The organism is Enterococcus sp. AN402, assembly GCF_040719405.1.
GTDB classification, from domain to species: domain Bacteria; phylum Bacillota; class Bacilli; order Lactobacillales; family Enterococcaceae; genus Enterococcus; species Enterococcus faecalis.
Window position 1 is genome coordinate 178,907 of the sequence record NZ_JBFDTM010000004.1, and the last position, 22,763, is coordinate 201,669.

Consider the following 22,763-nt stretch of genomic DNA (forward strand, 5'->3'; position numbering starts at 1 on the left):
AATGAAAAAATCGTCAAAAGTAGCACTTATTTTTGCATTCTTAGTTAGTATTTTTGTGCCAGTTGCGGCCTTTGCTGATGAGATTGGGGATGTAGTTGCCCCGACAGGAATCATGGCATTAGTTGTGATTATTCCATTGATTGTTGTTTTGGTTCTATTGTTTATGAAAGTCGATATGATTATCGCAGGTTTAATTGGTGGCGTCTTAGCGATGCTGATTGGTGGCATTGGACTAGAAGAAGCGAATAAACAGATGTTAGAAGCTATCCCAATGATGTTAGGAATTACCGTTCCCATCATTAATTCAGCTGTTGCGATGGCGGTCTTTAAAGCAGGTAGTTATTCAGCTGCATTAACTTTAGCCAAACGAGGCACAAAAGGAAAAGTCGAGTATGTTTCAGCTTTTATTGTTATCTTATTAGCCGCAGCCACATATATGTCAGGAATTGGTGGCGGAAGTGCGATGGTTATTGCACCATTGGCCTTTGCTGCAGTTGGCGTTGTTCCTGAATTAATTGCAGCAATGTCTTTAGCTGCTGCGGTATCATTTACAACATCACCCGCTTCATTAGAATCAAGTATTGTTTCAAAATTAGGTGATATCAGTGTCGGTTCATATGTTTCAACCATGCGACCTTATTGGTTATTCTTCGTAGCATTAGCGATTGTTTTAGCCTTTTGGGGAACGAAACATAGAAATGTTGGCTTTAAAGAGTCGGCAGATGATGAATTTGATAAAAAGAGCAATGGTGAATTATTTAAAATTACCTTGCCAGCCATTTTCTTATTGTTTGCTGTAATTTTTGGACCAATTGTGAATGATTTAATTGGTTTTGCCTTCTTTACGCCACTTGTATACATGATTTTAACATTAGTTTTAATTTTCTTATGTACAGATTTCTCAATGAACAAATCTGTCGAAGCGATGGTAGATGGGTCTACATATATTTTGACTCGTTTATTCCAAGTAGGGATTTTCTTAGCCTTTATTAATGTTATTGCGGAAACAGGAACGTTTGCTGTCATCGCAGGTGTTGCTGAAAATGCACCAGCCTTTATTGTCGTGCCAGTTGCCATTTTAACAGGGATTTTAATTGGGATTCCAGCTGGGGCCTACGTAGGTTCTGTTTTAACTTTAGTGCTACCAGTTGCTGTATCGTTGAACTTCCCGCCGTTAGCATTAGGTTTTGTAGCAATGGGTGTTGGTTTAGGTAGTCAAATGAGTTTCGTTAATATTACTATGCAAGCTTTATCTTCAGGCTTCCAAATTCCAATTTTGGATGTAGTTAAAGGAAACGTGAAATGGTTAAGTATTGCCTCTGTACTATTATTAGTTATCGGTTTAATCTTTGGATAAAAAACAATTTAGGGAGTGGAAAACATGGATTTATTAATTAAACAAGTTCGTCTTCAAGACGGTGAAGCATTACAAGATGTAGCTATTAAAGAAGGAAAAATCATTGAAATCGCCCCAGTTATTACTGGCGATGCCAAAGAAGTCATCGAAGCAGATGGTCGTGTTTTAATCCCAGGTTTTGTAGAAAGCCATTTACATTTGGACAAGGCATTAATCGCTGATCGTAAACCAAATAAATCAGGTACGTTGAAAGAAGCGATTGAAGTAACCGCAGAATTAAAACCAACATTTACCGAAGAAGACATTTACGACCGTGCTAAACGTGCCTTAGAAATGTTAATCGTTCATGGAACCACGGCGTTAAGAACGCATGCAGAATTTGACCCAGCGCAAGGTTTTACTGGCTTCAAAACAATTATGCGTTTGAAAGAAGAATACAAAGAGTTAATTGACATGCAAGTAGTTGCATTTCCGCAAGAAGGAATTTTTAAAGCCCCTGGAACAGAACAAATGATGTATGAAGCAATGGATATGGGCGCAGACATTGTCGGCGGTATTCCTTATAATGATGCACCAGCGAAAGAACATATTGATTTAGTGTTTGAAATTGCTAAAAAATATGATAAAGATGTAGATTTACACCAAGATTTTGCCGATGAAGCTGATGATATGAGTATTGAATATTTATGTGAAAAAACCATTGCTGAAGGCTACCAAGGCCGTGTTTCAGTGGGCCACTTAACGGCATTGCATGCCTTACCTGAAGCAGAATTGGCGCCTATTATTGCAAAAATGGCGGAAGCAAATATTAGCGTGATGGCTTTACCAGCAACGGATTTACATTTAGGGGCTCGTGGTGATCAGTACAATGTTCGACGTGCGGTTACGCCAATTCGTAAATTACGCGATGGTGGCGTGAATGTCTGTATTGCTACAAATAATATTCGCAATGCTTTTACACCATATGGCACAGGGGATATTGTTCAAACAGCGATGCTAGCCATTCCTGTTGGGCACCTAGGTGGAGCGGATGACTTAAAAACAGTGCTACCAATGGTAACAACAAGTCCTGCTCGTGCGATGGGACTAGAAGGATACGGTGTCGCAGTTGGGAATAAAGCAGATTTAGTCTTATTAGACACAAAAGTGGTTGAACATGCGATTATTGATATTCCAGAACGGTTATATGTTATTAAAAACGGCCGTGTTACAGTCAAGACAGACAAAAAAGTCGAAATCATTCGTTAAGAAAAAAACAAAAAGCTCAAAATGTTAGTTGTCAAAACTAACATTTTGAGCTTTTTTTGATAAAGGTAAAGATGTGTTTGATTGATCCTGTTTTAGTTATTTTTTTGTTCCACGAGTTCTATTTATTAACAGAATTAAATCATTTCTTTGCTACCAACCGAACTAATTGTTCTTGAATCGCTAGTAAGTCAGATAAAGAAACTTGCGCATTAATTAATAAAAATGGTGCAGCTTGTTTTACTTGGAGCAAAGGCGTAGTGCTTAAATAAAGGTCGTACCTATCTTCTTCAGACAATTGATTAATTGCAAGGTGATAGAAACTTGCAAACGTTTCACGAATTCGTTGAATGATAATCGCTTCAATCGGTGTAGGTAAGTCTGTTTCTATTTTTATGTGAATTGTTTGATTGAAAGCTGTTGGAGCAGTAATTAACGTGTAGGCCATCGATAATTGAAGGCCTAAGCCAGTTTGTTTAGCTGGGTTCGAAACATAGATGTCTTGCTCGGTGACTATCTTTTGTGCATGCTCAAATAAATGAGCAAAATTTTGTAATAAATACTTCTTAATATTGTAGCCAGTAAGTGTAAAATCCATTTGTTCAAATAACTCTACGAAAAGAAGGCCAGCCACTAATTGTTTTGTGAATAAGACCCTGTTTTTTGTCGTTTCAAAGGCATGAGGGTTTTCTGTTTCAAGGGAGTGAAGAATCTTTTTAATAAAAGAATTCGTCTCTGAAAAAGGTCGGTTAGGTTCGATTAAATCTGTAAAGTGTTTGTTCGAGAGTTGTACTGTTGTATTTGTTAATAGAAATAAAAAAATCAGATGACTTTCACTCTTGGGTAACAGAAAGGCGTTCGTTAATTGATTTTCTAAATGTTCTTTTAGTAGATGATGAGTATCAACAAATTGAAGCAGTACTTCTTGATCTTCATCAGATAAAGAAGAAATAGATTCAGAAAGCAGGAAATTTGTCTGGAATCCCTTTCGATAACGAATAATATTTACCGCTAAAATATAACAAATAAGTTTCATATTCAATTGATTAGCTGGAAAATAGCCTAAAGCAATCAGTTCTTTCGCAAGGGTTTCACATTTTGTTTGCGAAACGTCAGCAAATGGCCAATCGAGACCAGAAAAAACGCGCCAATAGAAAGCAATCATGAAAAAACGAATGCGTGGTTCAGCACCAACTAAACGAATCTCGCCTTTGGTTCTCTGGATCGAAAAATCAAAGGTTTTTAAAATGGTATCTAACTCAGCAACCTTATGCCGAACAGTTGATTCGGATAAGAATTGGTCCATACTAAATTTTGTTAAATGAACATTACTTTCAAAGAATAGTTTTTCGAGCAATGTAAAATACGGACTACTTTGCAAAATTTGCTTCGTCAAAATTTTATATTCTTTTTTTGACCCCATGAAACAATAGCCTTTACCCCGCTCGGCAGAGAAAATATGTGAACAATTATTAGCCAACACATAAGGTTTATTAATTAAGGATTCGTAGTATTTATTGATTGAACGTCGATCCATTTGTAACAATTGACTAAGTGTTTCAATACGAATAAAGTTTTTTTTATGGTACAACAAACGCAGTAAATCCAATTCCTTTTTAACTTCTGAGCCGAAAAAAGTGTCTAATATTTCCATTATTCTTCTCCAATTGGTTCGATTCTTTTTGTTAAAATAAGTATAACTTGTTTTTTATTCGATTGTTTAAAAAAATGTACTTAACAAGTACATTTTTTTGTCTCCTTAAAAGTTATTTCTGTAGTAAGTTACATATATCGCTCAAATTTCATTTGAATGAGAAATTACTTACCACAAAGGAGTTAAAAAAAATTGAAAAAAACAACCTTATTTTTATTTATGTTCTTTTTCCTAATGACTATTTTTAGTATAGACGTTTCCGCAGAAACATACAATTTTAACTATAAAAATGACGAACAAGGTCATTATTTAACGAACGGAATTAGTGAGGGAGACACAAACAATTATGATTATGGTCATGCCCCTGAAGCGACATTTGACGAAGAAAAATATGTGAATTATGGAGATGAAGCTTATTTGAAGAAAAGTGTGGCGGCTGTAACAGGCCAGCAAGGGCTTTTTAATGTGACTTTAGATGTAAAAGGAAATCAGACAGAAAGCCCTATTGATCTAGTGTTAGTGATTGACTATTCTTCATCAATGAAAGGTGAAAAATTAAACAACGCTTTGAAAGGCTTGCAACAATTCGGCGAAGAACTTTCAGATTCATTAACAGATGGTCATGTTCGAATTGGTATCGTTGCCTATAATCGACTAACTTACTCCACCGCGGATTTTTCTACAGACATGAATGACTTAGAAGACTTTTTAAGAAATACAGCCGAGCCACATTCAGGTACGTTTATGCAAAAAGGCTTGCTAGAAGGGCAACGTTTATTGGCTGAAAAAAGTCGTCCAAATGCAAAAAAGATGTTGGTTCATATTGGTGATGGTAGTGCAAATGCTAGTTTTTTACCTAGAGAAAATGCTCAAAGCTATCCCAATAATGGTGAAATTATCGATTACAACGGTTACCATACATCGTCCTACATGGAAGAGTTTCAAACAGAATCCAATCAGTACTATACAAGTAACAGTGCTTCTACTGATGCTAACGCTATCCAAACAAACAGTACAACAGTGACAGATAATACGTTAGGAACCATTGTTTCTCTAAAAAAATCAGGAGATACTTATTATTCAATTGCAGCTAATCCTTCGTTAAGAGGAGAGTATATTAGTAGGAATATAGCTTCTGATCCTAAAAATTATTTGATTATTGATGAAAATTTATCTGGTTTGGGCACTGCACTGAAAGAATTAGCTGGGAGTATCAATAATACTATCCATGAGGGGCTCATTATCGATCCAATGGGAGAAAATATTCTTTTACAAGGTGCTGGGAATTTCACAGAAGATAACTACCAACTAAAAGGTTGGCGAAAAATGCCAACGGGTGAATGGTCAGAGGCTAGTGACTTATTGACTGATGTCGTAGTTACAGAAGAAAATCAAGTGCTCCATATTTCTACTATTTCATTAGGAAAGAACGAACGTTTAACATTAACTTATCAGATTAGATTGAACACAGAAACAAATGATTTTAAAGGAGATACATGGTTTTTATGTAATGATCGTACTACGTTACAACCAACTCCAGAAGAAGAAGCAGTTGATTTTCCGATTCCAGCAATTAAAGCACCTACTGTACAATTAAAATTGATTAAGAACTGGGAAAATATTGCAGAAAAAGAAATTCCAGAAGCAATTCAATATCAAGTAACTCGAAAAGCGATAACAGAAGAAGCTGCTTGGTCTACTTCAGAAGTCATGCAACTAACCAAAAAAGAAGGCTATCAAAAGCTGATTAATCAAGTAACGGTTAATGGCGCAGAAGTAGCATTACCTAAGTTTAATAACAGGGGTGAAGACTTTGTATATCAGATAGAAGAAGTGAACGTGCCAGCTGAATTTGACAGTATAATGACAAAGACAAAGGATGAATTTATCCTTACAAATCGTCGTAAAGAAGTTGTTTCCAGCACAACAGATACAAGTACGAATGAGTCTTTAAGTTCTGAGACTGCTACAACAAATTCGAGTGCTGAAAAACCAATTGTTGTAGAAACTACCACAACAACCTCAGAACTCAAGGATAATAATTTCTCAGCAGAGACGAACACAACAGCAAAAAAAATAACGAAGGCTACACCCAATGACAGACATTTGCCAAAAACAAACGAAACCCAGAAATTTCAAAGAGTATTCTTACTATTAGGTGGTTTGTTGGTAGGTTTATCTGGATTCTATTTACTTAAGCAGAGAAACTAAAATAATTCTTTAAATAAAGCAATAAAAGGCAGCTCAACGAAGCGGCCTTTTTCTTGGTTCATTACCAAAATATAACGAATTTTGTAACAAAAACGTTTGATAAAAAGAAGGGAAAATGATTAATTTTACGAAAAAAAGCATATATCGACAAAAAAGAAGCAAAATTTGAATAAAAAAAGAAAAAATATGAAAAAAAATCGAAGAATTGTTTAACAATTGAAAACACGTGAAAACCAGTCATGACAAGGTGTAAAAGCCTTACAAAAGGTAAGTTTACCTATTATGGAGAAAGAACGAGTGATCTGAAATGTTTTTGTAACATTTCTATTGCTTAATTGAAATATGGGTGTGGTAGAATGTTTTTGTCGTAAGAAAAGATTAAGATATTTTAAATAAACTTTAGAAATTAATTCGGAGGAATGACAAGTGAAGAAACGTCTATTTGCATCAGTATTACTATGTTCATTAACGCTATCAGCAATTGCTACCCCAAGCATCGCTTTGGCGGACAATGTTGATAAAAAAATTGAAGAAAAAAATCAAGAAATTTCATCATTAAAAGCAAAACAAGGGGATTTAGCTTCACAAGTATCTTCTTTAGAAGCAGAAGTATCTTCAGTATTTGATGAAAGCATGGCTTTACGTGAACAAAAGCAAACACTAAAAGCAAAATCAGAACAATTACAACAAGAAATTACAAACTTGAATCAACGTATTGAAAAACGTAACGAAGCAATCAAAAATCAAGCACGTGATGTTCAAGTTAATGGACAAAGCACAACAATGCTAGATGCAGTTTTAGATGCGGACTCAGTTGCAGATGCAATCAGCCGTGTTCAAGCTGTTTCAACAATCGTAAGTGCCAACAACGACTTAATGCAACAACAAAAAGAAGACAAACAAGCTGTTGTTGATAAAAAAGCTGAAAACGAGAAAAAAGTGAAACAACTTGAAGCAACAGAAGCTGAATTAGAAACAAAACGTCAAGATTTACTTTCTAAACAATCTGAATTAAATGTAATGAAAGCTTCATTAGCATTAGAACAATCATCAGCTGAAAGTTCTAAAGCTGGCTTAGAAAAACAAAAAGCAGCTGCTGAAGCAGAGCAAGCACGCTTAGCTGCTGAACAAAAAGCTGCAGCTGAAAAAGCTAAACAAGCTGCTGCAAAACCAGTTCAAGCTAAAGCTGAAGTAAAAGCAGAAGCACCAGTTGCCTCTTCTTCAACAACAGAAGCGCAAGCACCAGCAAGCTCAAGCTCAGCAACTGAATCAAGCACGCAACAAACAACTGAAACAACTACACCAAGTACAGATAATAGTGCAACAGAAAATACTGGCTCTTCTTCATCAGAACAACCAGTACACCCTACAACACCAAGTGATAATGGAAATAATGGTGGCCAAACTGGTGGTGGAACAGTTACACCACCAACACCAGAACCAGAGCAACCAACACCAGCGCCTTCTGCTGATCCAACAATCAATGCATTGAACGTTCTACGTCAATCATTAGGTTTACGTCCAGTAGTATGGGATGCAGGTTTGGCAGCTTCTGCAACTGCTCGTGCAGCACAAGTTGAAGCAGGTGGCATTCCAAATGATCACTGGTCTCGTGGAGATGAAGTTATCGCAATTATGTGGGCGCCAGGTAACTCAGTAATCATGGCGTGGTACAATGAAACAAACATGGTAACAGCTTCAGGTAGCGGTCACCGTGATTGGGAAATTAACCCAGGTATTACGCGTGTCGGTTTTGGTTACTCAGGTAGCACAATCGTAGGACACTCTGCCTAATCAGCAATGATAAAAATAGACGTAAGCAGCTTCTGAAAAGAAGCTGCTTTTTTCATTACTATTTCATCCATCTCCGTTGACAAATTTGCTAAACGTGGTATTCTAATTATAATCTAATAATTTCCGTTGAATAGGAAAGTAAATGCAAGACAGCTGGTAGAGAGACTTTGGTTGGTGAAAAAAGTTAGATGTCTGTATCGAAAAATGGCCTAGGAGGAATTTTTGTCGAAACGTAGGCAAAAACGTAATGTCTTTCGTTAACAAGACCGCTGATTATGATTGTCAGTTGAAGGGAAAGAGTCATCTTTCCGAAAAAAGGTGGTACCGCGATAATAATCGCCCTTTTACTAGTTACGGCTAGTAAAAGGGCGTTTTTTTATAAATAAAAATAGGAAAGAGTGAGGCAAATGAGTAGTCAGATTCCTTTTACAGTTGATCATGTGGGAAGTTTTTTACGTCCAGAAACAATTAAGAAAGCACGGAAAAAGGTCCAAGCAGGTGCTTTATCTCAAGCAGAGCTACGTCTTATTGAAGATGAAGAAATCAAAGCATTAGTAGCAAAACAAAAAGCTGGCGGCTTACGGGGAATCACAGATGGTGAATTTCGTCGCGGTTTTTGGCATATTGATTTCTTAGAAGGATTAAATGGTGTGACAGGCTATATCCCAGAAACGGGGTATAACCAAACCTTTCATGGAAAAGCAGCTCCGGCCTATAATATCCGCGTAGTGGATAAAATATCTTTTCCTGCGCAACATCCATTTTTAGAGGACTTTTCATTTTTAAAAGAGGTGGTGGAAGTTGGTGATGGCACGGTAGCCAAAGCAACGATCCCTAGTCCGACCATGATTTTACGTCAAGAAATTTTATCTAACGATGGCACCTCGCGCATTCAAACAATTTATCCAGAAATTGGTGATTTTTATAAGGATTTAGCACAAACATATAAAGATGCAATTGCGGCCTTTTACGAGAGAGGTTGCCGTTATTTGCAATTTGATGATACAAATTGGGCGTTTCTAGCGGATCAGACAAAACAAGAAGAATTACGAGCAAAAGGAATACAGCCAGAAGAAATTGCACAAGTGTGTACCACGATTATTAATGAAGCCTTAGCTGGTAAGCCAGAAAATTTAACTGTAACCACGCACATTTGCCGTGGGAACCATGCTTCGTCTTGGTTATTTTCAGGTGGTTATGAACCGATAGCAAAAGAATTATTTGCTACGAATTATGATGGTTTCTTCTTGGAATATGACTCAGATCGTGCAGGGGACTTTTCACCATTAAGACATTGGCAAAATAATGGCAGCAAAGTCGTTTTAGGTTTAGTTACTTCTAAGTTTCCTGAATTAGAAGAGACTGAACAAGTGAAAGCACGAATTGAAGAAGCCCAACAGTTTGTTCCTTTAGAAAACTTAAGTATTAGTCCGCAATGCGGTTTTGCTTCGACGGAAGAAGGAAATCGTTTGACGGAGAAAGAACAATGGCGCAAAGTTCAATTACTTCAAGAAATTGCTAGAGAAGTATGGTAAAAAAACTGGGACATAAGTCTAAACGGCTTATGTCCCAGTTTTTTCATTGTATTATTTTAAATATTGATCTTTAGTAAAATTCGTGTGTTCATACTCGCCGTTGTCACCATAAAAGCGGTTATAGCGTTGTTTGAATTTGCGGAATAAATAAATGACTGTCACTTTAACTAGGCAATACATTGGAATCCCAAAAATAACGCCCATTAAACCAAACAGTTCACCCATAACTAACAAGACAAGTAAAATAGTAATCGGATGGACTTTTAATTTATCGCCCATCACACGAGGAATAACAAAATCACCATGAATCAATTGGATGGCAAACCAGACGATAACAAATTTAACTACCATAAATGTGGAATCCTGAAAGGCAATAATCAATCCAGGAATAAAGGCAATAAATGGCCCGATATAAGGAATAATACATAAAATACCCGCAGCTAAAGCTAAAATGCTACCAAATTGTAAACCAATTAATAGAAAAGCTGGCCAATACATAATCCCTAAAACCAACGAAGCAATGACTTGACCTTTTAGATAATCGCCAATTTGAATGTTGGCAATTTGGCTATATTCGTCAAAATCAGGACGAAAAGCTGGGGGAATGATGCCTTTTACAAAGCGATAAAACTTTTCTTTGTCTTTTAAAAGGAAAAAGGCGATGATAGGTCCTGTAAACAAGGTTAGGAAAGTAGAAGAGACTGCAGAAAAGACGCTTCCCAGACCTTGTGCGCCTGTTTGTAGGTAATCCCCTGCAAAGTCTTTAAAGGAGTTTGCAAGTTTGCCCCAGAGCTGATTAATCGACTCATTAGCAGATTCTAAATCTTTTGCAAAAGGTGTTTTAGCCATAAATTCTTGTACTGTTTGGAGCGTGCTTTTCCAAAAACTTGGGAATTGTTTGATTAATTCTTCCGTTTGGTCTTGGATAATTGGGAAAAGTTGCAGTCCAACTAACACTAGTAATGCAATAATTAAGACATAGAGAATCGCAATCGCCCAAACACGGGGAATTTTTTTCTCAAGGCGTTTCACCATTGGATTAAGCAAATAAAATAGAATAATACCAAAAAGTACCGGGCCTAAGACGGCACTAAAAATAACAAAAATTGGTTTAAAGATAAATGAAACAGTGTTGAATAAAAAGATAGTTACAGCAATTAGACAAAGGATAGTTAATGTGTAAAGTAAATTTTTCCCACCTAAAAAGCGGATCCACTTGGTACTTTCTTTATCCATAAGTTGCTCCTTTCATTAAGCTTTATTTCTAAAATGACCAATAATTTCAATGACACCCATGAAAATCAGGATAAATCCAAAGACTTGCATCAAAACTAAGAGACTTTTGAAGGGATTAAAAACTAAAACGGCTCCAGCGATTAAAACCAGAATACTGTAGATAAGCGCGCCTGTTTGACGAGTATTTAAAGCAAGAGTCAATTGAACGAGGCCGTTTATAACAATGCTAATCCCTAATAAAAACGGCAGAATCGAAACGATCACTGGTGCAAAAAATAAAAAGGCTACTGCTAAGACGACAAAGATTAAACCTGTTACGAAACCAAGTCCCCAGCTACCCGTTTGTTTTTTTATTTTGTAGTCATCATAAATATTAATTAACCCTAAAAGCATCAAATAACCAGCAATTAAATAACCGACGAACTGGAAGAAAGCACCGGGATTAAAGACAATGGCACTTCCGATAACGATAAAGACGGCGTCGCGCAATAGGGTATGGCGCCGAAAATTTTCTCTAAAAGTTTGGAACATAAAAATCCTCCTCAATGTTATTGTTTCTTTTATTCTAGCGGAAAAAAGAAAAAAGTGCGAGTGGTAGCTCTAAAAAGTGTTGGAGACTGTGTCTTTAGAAAAAATAACATTAAAAATTAAAAAAGTCTTACAAATGAGCGAAAATTGGCATATAATGGAAAGTGAAATTTTATTTTAAGAAGGAGAGATTTGATGGATTTATTACCTTTATTAGGCGTATTGATCGTCATTGTCGGCTTCGCATTGAAATTTGATGCTATCTTGATTGTGATGGTTGCTTTAATAGTGACGGCTTTTACTGGCGGGCTTGGTTTGACATCGATGCTAGAAACACTAGGAACAACCTTTGTGAATAATCGAGGCATGGCTATCTTTATTATTATTATGTTAGCAACAGGAACGTTAGAAAGAAATGGCTTGAAAGAGTCAGCGGCTACGTTGATTAAACGATTCAAAAAGGTATCTGCTGGTGTGATTATTGACATTTATGGTGTCTTTCGGATTATCTTCGCCGCTTTTAACGTAAGTTTTGGTGGGGTAGCAGGTTTTGTGCGTCCGATTATTTTGCCAATGGCGTTAGGAACAATTGAATCAAAAAATTTACCAATGGTGCCAGAGTATGAAGAAGAACTAAAAGGGATGGCTTCAGCCATGGAAAATATCTGTTGGTTCTTTGGTCAAGTTCTGTTTGTTGGTGGGGCTGGGGCATTACTTGTTCAATCAACATTAAAAGATTTAGGCTATGAAGTGACATTAGGTAAATTGGCTTTAGTGGAAGTACCAGTCGCCTTAGTTGCCTTAATTTCGGCAAGTATTTACTTTACTTTAAAAGAAAAAAGATTACGTAAAAAATATTATGGACAGGAGGGACTGAAATGAGTTTTTTCACAGATCCAAGTATTGATTTGAGTGCAAAGTTATTGGAAGTCCTTTATATTTTTATGGGGATTATCTTGTTATACACAAGTTTTCGTAGTTTTCGTGATAAAACCAATCAACATGCGTATGGGACTAGTTTATTCTGGGGAATCTTAGGGATCTTAATCGGTTTTGGTCGGTTTATTCCACCAGTTGCCTGTGGCGTACTTATTTTTGTGATGACAATTCCGGCAATTCTTCAAAAAGTGACAAAAGGAGAAAGTCGCTTACCTTCGAAAGAATACATGGAAAAAATGTCTCAAAAATTAGGAATGAAGATTTTTATTCCCGCACTAAGTATCGGGGTTTTTGCAATTCTTTTTGCCACATTGACTACTTTAGGAGCTTTAGTCGGTGTCGGTGTTGGTGTCTTTGTAGCGATTTTCATCATGATGTTCTTTTCTAAAAATAATACGCCGAAAGTATTTTTTGATGATGCGGCGGAAATGTTAGAAACAGTCGGTCCTCTTAGTACGTTGCCAATGCTATTAGCTTGTTTAGGGGCTGTTTTTACTAGCGCTGGTGTTGGTGAGATTATTTCAAAAGGAGTTAGTGCCGTAGTACCGGCAGGAAATGTCAATGTAGGGATTATTATTTATGCTGTGGGAATGGTTATTTTTACGGCTATCATGGGCAATGCCTTTGCAGCAATAACCGTGATGACAGTCGGAATTGGTGTGCCGTTTGTCTTTTCTTTAGGTGCAGATCCCGCATTAGTTGGGATGGTTGCCTTAACATGTGGTTTTTGTGGTACACTGTTAACACCGATGGCTGCGAACTTTAATATCGTACCTGTAGCCATGTTGGAAATGAAAGATAAGTACGGCGTCATTAAAAATCAATTGCCGATTGCACTTTTCATGTTAATTTTCCAAATTGTTTATATGATTCTATTCAAATAAGAAAGGATGATCGAAATGAAAGTTGTCGTTACTGGCTTTGATCCATTTGGAGGAGAAGCAATCAATCCTGCCTTTGAAGCAGTCAAAAAATTACCTGCTGAAATTGCAGGAGCTGAAATTATTAAAGTTGAGGTGCCAACTGTTTTTGGCACTAGTGGTGAAAAAGTGGCTGAAGCAATTGAAACCCATCAACCAGATATGGTGATTTGTGTTGGACAAGCAGGCGGCCGCCAAACAGTCACTGTTGAAAAAGTGGCGATTAATTTAGCGGAAGCGCGTATCCCGGATAATGCAGGACAACAACCAAGCGATGTGCCGTTGGTTGAAGATGGAGCAACAGCCTATTTTACAAATTTACCGATTAAAGCGATGGTAAAAAATTGTCATGACCATCAATTACCTGCAGCGATTTCTTATACAGCAGGAACCTTTGTATGTAATGATATTATGTATCACTTACTACACTTAATTAACACTAAATATCCAACTATTCGTGGCGGATTTATTCATGTTCCGTTCCTACCAGAACAAACAATTGATAAACCAACGTTTGCTTCTATGTCATTAGAAGCAATCACAGATTCTTTGTTCTATATGATTGAAGCAGCAGTAAAAACGCAAGAAGATATTCAACTACAAGGTGGCACAACCCATTAATTAACAGGCGCTTTCGTGAGAACGGAGGCGCTTTTCTATTTTTACAAAAAGAAAAAGTAATTTTTGTAGGCGTGTGAAAAAATTTTTTATACTATTTTCGTTGACAAGTCGGTTTCTTCTTGGTATATTGAGATTCATAAATTATTAGCCCAGTAGGAAATAGATGTTTTGTTCAGAAAGTCGATGGTTGCTGCGAATCGATCAAGTCTATTTGTGAATTACACTAATAAGTAGTAACAATTACATAATACATAAGCGAGAAGCAAGTAAGCTTCTAATTAAGGTGGTACCGCGGAGAGATTCGTCCTTATTCTTTAAGGATGAATCTCTCTTTTTATGTAGCTTTAGGAGGCGTTTTCAATGAGTTGTGGAGGGGTTATTCGTTATCATAAGATCCTTTAATGTCAGAGTATTCAGAAAAAAGATTAGAGGAGAGTAACGAAATGAAAGAAAAACAGAAAAAGAAGACCGTGAGTGTTCGAGAAGCAAGTATCGTGTTATTAATTATTGTGGCAGCTATTGCAACAGGAGTAATTGGCTTAAAGATATCGCCAAATATTACTATTTTGTTTGTGATTGCATTGATTTTAGGCTACGCAATGTTTCGTAAAGTACCATTTGATCAAATGCATAAAGGGATTGTTGATGGCTTGAAGCCAGGGATTATTCCAATTTTTATTTTCATTTTAGTGGGGGCATTGATTGCCGTTTGGATTCAAGCAGGAATTATTCCAACGATTATGGTTTTTGGTTTTAAAATGATTAGTGTTAAATGGTTTGTGCCGTCAGTTTTTATTGTCTGTGCGATTGTCGGCAGTGCAGTAGGTAGTGCTTTTACAGTGATGTCAACAATTGGAATTGCCTTTTTCGGTATTGGCAGTACCTTAGGATTAAACCCTGCTTTAGTTGTGGGGGCGATTGTTTCTGGTTCAGTTTTTGGTGATAAAATGTCGCCTTTATCAGAATCAACAAACTTAGCCGCAGCGATTGTTGAAGCGGATTTGTTTAAACATATAAAAAACTTGATGTGGTCGACTGTACCAGCATTTATCATCTCTTTAATCTTGTTTATGATTTTAGGGCAAACGTACGCGAATACAAGTCTGACAGAAGTAGTTCAAGTTATTCAAGTATTGGAAGACCACTTTACCATTTCCATTTGGTCATTGTTACCATTAGCCTTAATGTTAATCTGTGCCTGGCGCAAAATTCCAGCGATTATCACGATTTTGTTAAACATTATTGTGGCAGTAATTATGATTATTATTCAAAATCCGAAAGTATCGTTGCAGGCATTAGGAAACACGTTGGAAAATGGGTTTGTTTCTCAAACGGGGAACGCACAAATTGATCAATTATTAAGTCGTGGCGGAATTATGAGCATGATGCCGACTGTGGCACTTATTATTCTAACGTTGTCTCTAGGTGGCTTATTAATGGAATTAGGATTGATTTCTGCGGTCATGGAAGTTGTTTCGCAGAAAATGAGCAGTACACCGAAATTGATTTTATCAACGTTATTAACAGGAATTGGCGTAAATATTTTTATTGGTGAACAATTCCTATCGGTTATTTTACCAGGGAATGCCTTTAAAGAAGTTTACAAAAAAGAAGGCTTGGATCCGACTGTTTTAGGCAGAACCTTGGAGGATGGTGGGACGGTTATTAACTACCTCATTCCTTGGGGGATTGCAGGTAGCTTCGTAGCGGGGACCTTTGGCGTACCAACGTTGACTTACTTACCATTTGTTTTCTTTAGCTTATTATCGCCTGTCTTCTCAATGGTCAGTGCATTTACTGGTTTAGGGATTAAGCGGTTATCAGCAGAACCTGTTACCGAAAAATAGATTGATTAAAATAGAACAGTTGATGGGGAATACTGTAGTTTCTCTCTGTCAATTGTTCTATTTTTCTTGTAAAAAAGGTTGCATTTTTAGAAAGAAACAGTTATAGTTGACTAGTCAATTGTTGACGAGTCATTTTTTTAAGGAGGAAACTATGTCGTTATCATTACGGGAAGTCAGCCAATTATTATGTCAGTTAAAGGTATTAGATCAAAAAATTACCAAAGTTTTTGAAGAGCAAGTTGGCTTGAGTTTGACTCGTTATGAGTTGCTGATGATTTTAAAAGAACGTCAGCCGTGTCTTCAAACGGAGATTCAAGAACACTTAAAAATCGATAGTGGTGCGGTCACTCGCCACTTGAAAATTTTAGAAGAGAAACAGTATGTGACACGACAGCGAAATCCAGAAAATAATCGGGAAGTGCTAGTGCATTTAACAGAAAAAGCACAACAAGAACTACAGCAATGTACAGCCAAGCAACAAACGGTAACAGAAATTATTCCCAGTACATTTACAAAGGACGACTGTCGCCAGTTAAAAGAACTTTTGACAAAACTAGATCAAAGCATTACAACGAAAGAGGTATGATAGAATGACAACATATACAACGAATGATTTTTCAGAGATTGTTTTTGGCCGCAAATCGGTTCGGGTGTACGATGAAACCCATAAAATTTCTCATGAAGAAATGTTAACAATGATTCAAGAAGCGACCACTGCCCCTTCTTCTGTTAACATGCAGCCCTGGCGTTTTGTCGTAGTGGAAAGTGAAGCAGGCAAAGAAAAATTAAAACCCTTAATTCGCTTTAATACGCGTCAAAATGAAACATCTTCTGCAATGCTCTTAATTTTTGGTGATCTAAACTGCCATGAGCGAGGAGAGGAAATTTACAATCAAGCCTATGCTAGTGGTAAAATGCCTAAGGAAGTGCGGGACCAACAATTAGCAGCCATTATTCCCCATTATGAAAGTTTAAGCAGAGAACAAATGAATGACATCGTAAAAATTGATGCGAGTTTAGCAGCTATGCAATTTATGTTAGTGGCCCGAGCTCACGGATATGAAACAAATCCAATCGGTGGTTTTGAAGCGGAAAAATTAGCCGAAACATTTGGTTTAGATCAAGAGCGCTATGTCCCAGTAATGATTTTATCTGTGGGTAAGGGCATGGAAACTGGTTATGAATCTGTTCGTTTAGCACCAGAAAAAATCACGACATTTGAATAGGCAATAAAAAATGACGGCGTACGCTTACATCAATCAACATTCTTAAAGAAAGTTGGCTAATGCAACAGCGATGCCGTCATTGTCGTTGGATAAAGTGACTTCCGTTGCGATGCTTTTAAGCTCGTCAACGGCGTTTTCCATAGCAATTCCCGTGCCGGCCCATTCCAACATAGTATAGTCGTTGTGACCATCACCAAAAGCAATTACTTCTTCAGCAGTTATGCCTAACTGTAGGGTTAGTTTTTCTAAAGAACGCGCTTTATCAATATTTTTAGCGGTAAATTCAAAATAGAAAGGAGCGGAAAAAGCAGCGGTGACGGTTTCTTTGAAAGGCGCGTAGATGGCCTCATGATATTTTTGTAAATAGGCGGGTTCACCAGCAATTAAAATTTTGTTCAAGGGAAAGTTTAGTCTGGCGGCTAAATCATGCCACTCACATAATTGAAAGTTGCCGCCCTGTGATTCATATTCAATAATATTAAAATCACCAGTCTCTAAATGTAAGGTGTTATGAAAAACATCATTGACATACATAAATGTTTCATCATTAATCATTGGAATTACGTCAAATTGTTTCAAATGTTCTAAAATTTGTTGACTCAATGACTTTGAAATTGTCTGGTTAAATAGTTGTTGCTGACTGCCATGATGGGTGACACAAGCGCCGTTATAGGAAAGTAAGTGTCCATTATAATGAGCCATCTCCAATTCATCTGCTAAGGGCCGCATACCGTTAGTCGGGCGGCCAGAAGCCAAAATCAGTGAGAGGCCTTGTTTTTGTGCAGCTACTAATGCTTGTCGCGTTTTTGGTGAAATCTTTTTTTCTGAAGTTAACAAGGTGCCATCAATATCCATTACAATTGCTTTGATTGCCATAATTGGCCTCCAATCCGAAGAGTTTCTTTCTTTTAGTATAAAAGTTTTTTCTATTAATGTAAACGGATTCTCTTGTGAGGTGTATAAAAGAATTATTTTACAAAAATCTATACTATTTTTTTGTGAAATTTCATATAATAGAAGTATTCTAATTATCTACATAGAGAGCGAGGGACAAGGAATATGAAGGAAAAAGAAATGCATTCGCTCTTTTTTAAACATAAGTTTGTGAAAGTAACTCCCTATTTACGTCGTTTTGGTCATCGTTTGAGTGGGATGATTATGCCAAATTTGAGTATTTTTATTGCGTGGAGCTTATTGTCTTTGATGGCTGGCTATACGACAGGAAATCTACGGCTAGCTCTTTCTGAAGTCGAAACGATAATGATTCGAGTTGTTTTACCGATTTTAATTGGTTTTACAGGCGGAAAAATGTTCGAGGAACAACGTGGCGGCGTCGTTGCTGCTATTGCGACAGTGGGCGTGATTGTTTCCACAGATGTTCCACAGTTGTTTGGTGCTATGTTTATTGGTCCTTTAGCAGGATATACTTTCGCCAAAATTGAACAAATTCTCTTACCGAAAGTTAAAGAAGGCTATGAGATGCTGACTAAAAACTTTTTAGCAGGAATTGTGGGAGGACTGCTTTGCTGTTTTGGTATTCTGGTTGTAGCTCCTGCTGTTGAAAGTGCTAGTTTTTGGCTGTATCAATTTTCTTCTTGGTTAATTGAAGCCAATCTTTTGCCATTGGTTCACGTTTTCTTAGAGCCCTTAAAAGTGTTATTTTTTAATAATGCGATTAACCACGGATTATTAACGCCTCTAGGTTTAGAAGGCGCTAGTCAAACAGGTCAGTCCATTTTATTTTTATTGGAAACAAATCCTGGACCAGGCGTGGGCGTTTTGGTTGCTTTTCTGCTGTTTGGGCCTTTAGGACAACGAAAAACAGCAGGAGGTGCCACCATGATTCAACTGATTGGGGGCATTCATGAAATTTATTTTCCGTTTGTTTTGATGGATCCGCGCTTATTTTTAGCAGTAATTGCTGGAGGAATGAGTGGTACGCTTGTTTTTCAAATATTTAATGTGGGGCTAAATGCTCCAGCTTCGCCAGGTTCATTGGTTGCGATTTTAGCCAATTCCCCGACTGATGCGAGGCTGGCGGTTTTTAGCGGAATTTTTGTTAGCTTTCTGTGCTCTTTTGCAATAGCAAGCTTGTTATTAAAACGTCAACGAGGAATTGAACCAGTTTCAATGATAAAGATGAAGGAGGAAGACCAAGTGGAAACAGTCACACCTAACTATCAGCAAATTTTATTTGTTTGTGATGCAGGAATGGGCTCAAGTGCCATGGGGGCTAGTTTGCTAAGCCGACAATTAAAAGCTGTGGACTTGGAGATACCTGTGACTTACCAGTCCGTTCATCAGATGAAGTGGCAGCCTAAGACATTAGTGGTCATTCAAGCAGAATTGAAACAGTTAGCACAAAAGTACGTCCCAGAAAAGGATATGGTGAGTGTTCAAAATTTTTTAGAAATTAAATCCTATTACCCGCAAGTTTTAGCCAAACTGACTGCTTCTTCTCAAGAGCAATCTTCACTTGGTTCAGAGTCTACTGAAACGAACCCGATAAAACAAATACAGAAGCTTGTTTTTTTATATGCCGAGAATGTTCGAGGATCGCAAACAATGGGAATGGAATTATTGCGGCAACAAGCGGCGAAACAAGGAGTCGCGATTGAAGTATCTAAAGAACCACTGGAAACAGTCTTTTTTACCAAGGAGACAACCTACGTAGTGACTCGTGAACTGGCGCAAGCCTATCATTTAGATCTAACGCAACAAAATTTATACGTAGTTACTAGTTTTTTGAATAAGAAAGAGTATCAAGAATGGCTGGAAGGAGGAGCTGATAGATGTTTTTAACGACAAGAGAAACTGTTCTATTAACGGAATTAGTGAATAGTCCCACCCCCGTTTCAGTAAACCGCATGATGAATTTGTTAAAGGTTAGCCGCCGGACGGTATATCGTGAATTAGAAAATTTAGAAACCTCGCTAGCATCGATGGGCGCGACGTTGGAAAAAGTAGCTCGTGGGCGCTTTTCGATTCAAGCAGATGAAGCAGCGATGACGGAAATTCAGGCTGCTATTTTAGGAGAAGAGACACAGGAACTTTCTACTTTGGCGCGGCAACATGCGATTTTATTGACATTACTTCAAACAAAAGAGCCAGTCTCTATGCATTATTTTCTGGAAACGTATTGTATTAGTAATACGACTTTTTATGCCGATATTAAACAATTAGAAACACGGATTGCTCGGATTCCGTTGACGATTTCTCGGAATCAAGGCTATGAAGTGACTGGTTCTGAAAAATATCGCCGTCTTCTAATGGCGAATATTCTAAGTATGGAAATTAATGAGTACCAATTTTTTCATTTTACCGAATTAACAACAAACGACCATTTTTTCTTTCAGTTTATTCATGCAGAACATTTAGCATTTGCACAAAAAATTGTTCAGCCAGAAGTAGAAACTTTATTTCCAGCATTAAGTGATCGCAAATTACAACATTTGATTTTAATGTTAACAATTGCGATGGATCGGGTCACTGCAGGTTTTTATTTAGCTGATGAGACCTATACTGGGCAGATGAATAAGGCCTTTCTAAATTGTTCTAAACGACTTTTTTCAAAAGTCGCTGCTGAAACAAAACAACTATACGCTGTCAGTGAGATTGTTTTTTTTGCTAGCTTATTAAGTGATTTTTCTAATTCTTTTGATGAAGATTTTTTTGATGAACATTTTGACACTCAGCTGGCTTATGCAGTGAAACAACTGATTGAAGCAGTAAGTCAAGAAACGGAAGTTAATTTTTTCGAAGATACCAATTTGTATAAAATGTTGTTGACGCATTTATCAGGTGTTTTTTCTCGGGCGGTTTTACAAGAAGAAGATTTAACGAATCCCATTTTAGAACGGATTATGAATCAATATCAAGAAATAGCTGCGGCTTTACGCCAAGCGTTGCCGCAAATTTTTCCGCAAAAGAATTTATCGGAAGAGGAAATTGCCTACATGGTACTTCATTTTGCCAATTCTTTAGAACGGAGTCCCAAAATTATGGAAGTTGATATTGCTGGTTTTTCTCCTAGCGGCTTGGCTTCGACAAGTATGCTTGAAATGCGATTACGGCGCTACTTTCCTTTTATCAACCAGATTCATTTTTTTCGGATTGCGGATTTAGGTAAGGTGAATGTTGAGGAAAACTATGACTTAGTGATTTCCACTTCGTTATTACCAGGATACAATGGTAAATATAAATTGATCTCACCGTTACTTTTAGACGATGAAATCCGCCAATTGAAAGAAGAGTTTAAGCGGATTAGTCACGAAAAACGCTCGCTTAGGAAAGCGCCTGTGAAAAAAATAGGTGGCGAAGAAAGCTACGAAACGGTGGTCGCTTTCATGGAAGAAATTAGTAAACTATTAGAAACATTTTTCATAGCAGATTTAAATAATCAAGCGGATTTAGCAGAAACCGTTCAACAAGCCCTCGCGCAACTTTCCGCAGATTTAATCACCGATAGTGCAATCGTTTGTCAGCAATTGATGAAACGTTACGAGCAAGCGCCTATTGGGATTCCTCAGACGGAAATGGCCTTATTCCATACCTCAAGTACAGCAGTGACACAGCCTATTTTTTGTATTTTTAATCTGGCCCAGCCACTTATGATTGAAGGGATGGATAAAAAGCCGATGCAGTTACAACGTATGTTACTCATGCTAGCGCCGATGCCGATTGATGAAACAATCGGGAAAATTTTAGGAAAAATCAGTGGTGCGATTATTATGAATGATTTAAATACAGAAATTTTTCATTCAGGAAATGAAGCCATTGTTTATCAGTTGCTTTCGTCATTATTAATTGAAGAAATGAAAGGCTAGGTGTTGAGAGATGTTTGAAATTACAGCGGAGCAAATAATGTTGAATCAGTCGTATGCTAGTTGGGAGGAAGCGCTAGCAGCTTCTGGTGAATTACTGCTAAAAAATCAGTTGGTCACGCCTGACTATGTCAAAGCAATGTATCAACGTCAACAAAAAGTCAGTGTGTATATCGGTAACTTCGTGGCATTACCTCATGCGGAAGGACAAGATGAACAAGTTTTAAAAGAAGGGATTTGCTTTATTCAAGTGCCTGATGGGGTCAACTTTGGTACGGAAGCAGATCGAAAAATAGCTACTTTGTTATTTGTCGTTGCTTTAAAAAGTCAACGGCAACTAAGCATGCTTCAAGAATTAGCTTTTTTCTGTTCAGATCTCGAAAACATTCAGCGGCTCAGTGATTGTCAAACAATAGATGAAGCACAAAAAATTCTGACTCAAGCCTAAAGTTACGTCTGAAAAAAATTGGTAGTAAAAAATCAATTCATTCTGAAATGTTCAATAATTATTTAAATAATTTTATAATAAAAATTAAAATATTTTTATTTAAGAGATTAAACAAAAAAGATAAGAAGATTCCTTGACAAAAAATAGGCCCTATGATAAATTTAAGGTAACTTGTGACAAAGTCGTGCATGGATGCACTAAAAAGACACCCTATCAGTAGTAGGGTGTCTTTTTTTGCTGTTTAGACAGCAGCGGTTGAAAGCAACTTGTTTATTCCTCGTTCTGTTTTTCCAACCAAATGGTTACAAGTTTCAGGACAATCCCGACAAAAATCGGCACAAGAATTTTTGTGACAATCTCGTACATGTGATGCACCTCC

General features: G+C 37.2%; 20 protein-coding genes and 1 other annotated feature. Of the genes, 14 read left to right on the forward strand and 6 right to left on the reverse strand.

All coding sequences use genetic code 11. The features are described 5' to 3' along the window. Position 1: 1 nt before the first annotated feature. Together AB1I62_RS02315 and AB1I62_RS02320 are read left to right on the forward strand one after the other, a co-directional pair. On the forward strand, positions 2-1,357 hold the full coding sequence (locus AB1I62_RS02315) for a hypothetical protein (RefSeq protein ID WP_010707871.1): 1,356 nt from the start codon (positions 2-4) through the stop codon (positions 1,355-1,357). Between the two features lie 24 nt (positions 1,358-1,381). Beyond that, on the forward strand, positions 1,382-2,605 hold the full coding sequence (locus AB1I62_RS02320; protein ID WP_048737132.1) for an amidohydrolase family protein: 1,224 nt from the start codon (positions 1,382-1,384) through the stop codon (positions 2,603-2,605). A gap of 139 nt (positions 2,606-2,744) precedes the next feature. Here the strand turns inward: AB1I62_RS02320 and AB1I62_RS02325 are convergent, their stop codons facing one another. Continuing rightward, positions 2,745-4,256: a helix-turn-helix domain-containing protein gene (locus tag AB1I62_RS02325; protein WP_048737131.1), complete on the reverse strand. Its 1,512-nt coding sequence runs from the start codon at positions 4,254-4,256 to the stop codon at positions 2,745-2,747. A gap of 192 nt (positions 4,257-4,448) precedes the next feature. Between AB1I62_RS02325 and AB1I62_RS02330 the strand changes: the two genes are divergently transcribed. Next, positions 4,449-6,467: a vWA domain-containing protein gene (locus AB1I62_RS02330; protein ID WP_229233426.1), complete on the forward strand. Its 2,019-nt coding sequence runs from the start codon at positions 4,449-4,451 to the stop codon at positions 6,465-6,467. A gap of 61 nt (positions 6,468-6,528) precedes the next feature. Here the strand turns inward: AB1I62_RS02330 and AB1I62_RS02335 are convergent, their stop codons facing one another. Continuing rightward, entirely contained in the window at positions 6,529-6,708 is a 180-nt protein-coding gene (locus AB1I62_RS02335; protein ID WP_033627607.1) for a hypothetical protein, read from the reverse strand. Positions 6,709-6,893: 185 nt separating this feature from the next. Here AB1I62_RS02335 and AB1I62_RS02340 point away from each other — a divergent pair, with 185 nt between their 5' ends. Next, positions 6,894-8,261 carry a CAP domain-containing protein gene (locus tag AB1I62_RS02340; RefSeq protein ID WP_002370200.1) on the forward strand — a complete coding sequence of 456 codons (1,368 nt, stop codon included), beginning with the start codon at positions 6,894-6,896 and terminating at the stop codon, positions 8,259-8,261. A 117-nt stretch (positions 8,262-8,378) separates the two neighbouring features. Then, positions 8,379-8,608 (forward strand) — a binding site (T-box leader). 60 nt (positions 8,609-8,668) lie between these two features. Then, positions 8,669-9,796, forward strand: coding sequence for a 5-methyltetrahydropteroyltriglutamate--homocysteine S-methyltransferase (locus AB1I62_RS02345; protein ID WP_048737129.1), 1,128 nt, complete (start codon positions 8,669-8,671; stop codon positions 9,794-9,796). A 51-nt stretch (positions 9,797-9,847) separates the two neighbouring features. Here AB1I62_RS02345 and AB1I62_RS02350 read toward each other — a convergent pair whose 3' ends face one another. Beyond that, entirely contained in the window at positions 9,848-11,032 is a 1,185-nt protein-coding gene (locus tag AB1I62_RS02350) for an AI-2E family transporter (RefSeq protein WP_048737127.1), read from the reverse strand. Positions 11,033-11,047: 15 nt separating this feature from the next. Next, on the reverse strand, positions 11,048-11,563 hold the full coding sequence (locus AB1I62_RS02355; RefSeq protein ID WP_048737125.1) for an HdeD family acid-resistance protein: 516 nt from the start codon (positions 11,561-11,563) through the stop codon (positions 11,048-11,050). Between the two features lie 189 nt (positions 11,564-11,752). Here AB1I62_RS02355 and AB1I62_RS02360 point away from each other — a divergent pair, with 189 nt between their 5' ends. From AB1I62_RS02360 to AB1I62_RS02385, 6 genes are all read left to right on the forward strand, one after another. Next, the gene (locus AB1I62_RS02360) at positions 11,753-12,442 is read left to right on the forward strand and encodes a DUF969 domain-containing protein (RefSeq protein ID WP_024797200.1); all 690 of its coding nucleotides are present in this window, start codon (positions 11,753-11,755) and stop codon (positions 12,440-12,442) included. Next, complete coding sequence (locus AB1I62_RS02365) at positions 12,439-13,383, forward strand: DUF979 domain-containing protein (protein ID WP_002355267.1); 945 nt, start codon at positions 12,439-12,441, stop codon at positions 13,381-13,383. Before AB1I62_RS02360 ends, AB1I62_RS02365 begins: the two co-directional genes overlap by 4 nt. Positions 13,384-13,398: 15 nt before the next feature. Continuing rightward, positions 13,399-14,040: a pyroglutamyl-peptidase I gene (pcp, locus tag AB1I62_RS02370; RefSeq protein ID WP_002355269.1), complete on the forward strand. Its 642-nt coding sequence runs from the start codon at positions 13,399-13,401 to the stop codon at positions 14,038-14,040. A 401-nt stretch (positions 14,041-14,441) separates the two neighbouring features. Further along, positions 14,442-15,887 (forward strand): Na+/H+ antiporter NhaC, encoded by a 1,446-nt coding sequence (nhaC, locus tag AB1I62_RS02375; protein WP_048737123.1) that lies wholly within the window; start codon positions 14,442-14,444, stop codon positions 15,885-15,887. Between the two features lie 151 nt (positions 15,888-16,038). Then, positions 16,039-16,473 carry a MarR family winged helix-turn-helix transcriptional regulator gene (locus tag AB1I62_RS02380; RefSeq protein ID WP_002362972.1) on the forward strand — a complete coding sequence of 145 codons (435 nt, stop codon included), beginning with the start codon at positions 16,039-16,041 and terminating at the stop codon, positions 16,471-16,473. Positions 16,474-16,477: 4 nt separating this feature from the next. Next, positions 16,478-17,113 (forward strand): nitroreductase family protein, encoded by a 636-nt coding sequence (locus AB1I62_RS02385; protein WP_002358386.1) that lies wholly within the window; start codon positions 16,478-16,480, stop codon positions 17,111-17,113. 42 nt (positions 17,114-17,155) lie between these two features. Here the strand turns inward: AB1I62_RS02385 and AB1I62_RS02390 are convergent, their stop codons facing one another. Next, positions 17,156-17,989: a Cof-type HAD-IIB family hydrolase gene (locus tag AB1I62_RS02390; protein ID WP_048737122.1), complete on the reverse strand. Its 834-nt coding sequence runs from the start codon at positions 17,987-17,989 to the stop codon at positions 17,156-17,158. Positions 17,990-18,172: 183 nt separating this feature from the next. Here AB1I62_RS02390 and AB1I62_RS02395 point away from each other — a divergent pair, with 183 nt between their 5' ends. The 3 genes from AB1I62_RS02395 to AB1I62_RS02405 are packed head-to-tail and all read left to right on the forward strand — an operon-like array spanning position 18,173 to position 22,384. After that, on the forward strand, positions 18,173-19,915 hold the full coding sequence (locus AB1I62_RS02395) for a PTS transporter subunit EIIC (protein ID WP_048737120.1): 1,743 nt from the start codon (positions 18,173-18,175) through the stop codon (positions 19,913-19,915). Beyond that, entirely contained in the window at positions 19,906-21,939 is a 2,034-nt protein-coding gene (locus tag AB1I62_RS02400) for a BglG family transcription antiterminator (RefSeq protein WP_048737118.1), read from the forward strand. Before AB1I62_RS02395 ends, AB1I62_RS02400 begins: the two co-directional genes overlap by 10 nt. Positions 21,940-21,949: 10 nt before the next feature. Continuing rightward, positions 21,950-22,384, forward strand: a complete 435-nt coding sequence (locus tag AB1I62_RS02405) for a PTS sugar transporter subunit IIA (protein WP_016632886.1) — start codon at positions 21,950-21,952, stop codon at positions 22,382-22,384. A gap of 270 nt (positions 22,385-22,654) precedes the next feature. Here the strand turns inward: AB1I62_RS02405 and AB1I62_RS02410 are convergent, their stop codons facing one another. Beyond that, complete coding sequence (locus AB1I62_RS02410; RefSeq protein ID WP_015543884.1) at positions 22,655-22,750, reverse strand: type I toxin-antitoxin system Fst family toxin; 96 nt, start codon at positions 22,748-22,750, stop codon at positions 22,655-22,657. Between the last annotated feature and the right edge of the window lie 13 nt (positions 22,751-22,763).

Excerpts from the sequence above, each read along its gene's own strand:
- AB1I62_RS02315 (WP_010707871.1), top strand. The coding sequence starts at position 2 with ATGAAAAAATCGTCAAAAGTAGCACTTATTTTTGCATTCTTAGTTAGT.
- AB1I62_RS02320 (WP_048737132.1), top strand. The coding sequence starts at position 1,382 with ATGGATTTATTAATTAAACAAGTTCGTCTTCAAGACGGTGAAGCATTA.
- AB1I62_RS02325 (WP_048737131.1), bottom strand. The coding sequence starts at position 4,256 with ATGGAAATATTAGACACTTTTTTCGGCTCAGAAGTTAAAAAGGAATTG.
- AB1I62_RS02335 (WP_033627607.1), bottom strand. The coding sequence starts at position 6,708 with ATGACTGGTTTTCACGTGTTTTCAATTGTTAAACAATTCTTCGATTTT.
- AB1I62_RS02345 (WP_048737129.1), top strand. The coding sequence starts at position 8,669 with ATGAGTAGTCAGATTCCTTTTACAGTTGATCATGTGGGAAGTTTTTTA.
- AB1I62_RS02350 (WP_048737127.1), bottom strand. The coding sequence starts at position 11,032 with ATGGATAAAGAAAGTACCAAGTGGATCCGCTTTTTAGGTGGGAAAAAT.
- AB1I62_RS02355 (WP_048737125.1), bottom strand. The coding sequence starts at position 11,563 with ATGTTCCAAACTTTTAGAGAAAATTTTCGGCGCCATACCCTATTGCGC.
- AB1I62_RS02365 (WP_002355267.1), top strand. The coding sequence starts at position 12,439 with ATGAGTTTTTTCACAGATCCAAGTATTGATTTGAGTGCAAAGTTATTG.
- pcp (WP_002355269.1), top strand. The coding sequence starts at position 13,399 with ATGAAAGTTGTCGTTACTGGCTTTGATCCATTTGGAGGAGAAGCAATC.
- nhaC (WP_048737123.1), top strand. The coding sequence starts at position 14,442 with ATGTCAGAGTATTCAGAAAAAAGATTAGAGGAGAGTAACGAAATGAAA.
- AB1I62_RS02380 (WP_002362972.1), top strand. The coding sequence starts at position 16,039 with ATGTCGTTATCATTACGGGAAGTCAGCCAATTATTATGTCAGTTAAAG.
- AB1I62_RS02385 (WP_002358386.1), top strand. The coding sequence starts at position 16,478 with ATGACAACATATACAACGAATGATTTTTCAGAGATTGTTTTTGGCCGC.
- AB1I62_RS02390 (WP_048737122.1), bottom strand. The coding sequence starts at position 17,989 with ATGGCAATCAAAGCAATTGTAATGGATATTGATGGCACCTTGTTAACT.
- AB1I62_RS02395 (WP_048737120.1), top strand. The coding sequence starts at position 18,173 with ATGAAGGAAAAAGAAATGCATTCGCTCTTTTTTAAACATAAGTTTGTG.
- AB1I62_RS02400 (WP_048737118.1), top strand. The coding sequence starts at position 19,906 with ATGTTTTTAACGACAAGAGAAACTGTTCTATTAACGGAATTAGTGAAT.
- AB1I62_RS02405 (WP_016632886.1), top strand. The coding sequence starts at position 21,950 with ATGTTTGAAATTACAGCGGAGCAAATAATGTTGAATCAGTCGTATGCT.
- AB1I62_RS02410 (WP_015543884.1), bottom strand. The coding sequence starts at position 22,750 with ATGTACGAGATTGTCACAAAAATTCTTGTGCCGATTTTTGTCGGGATT.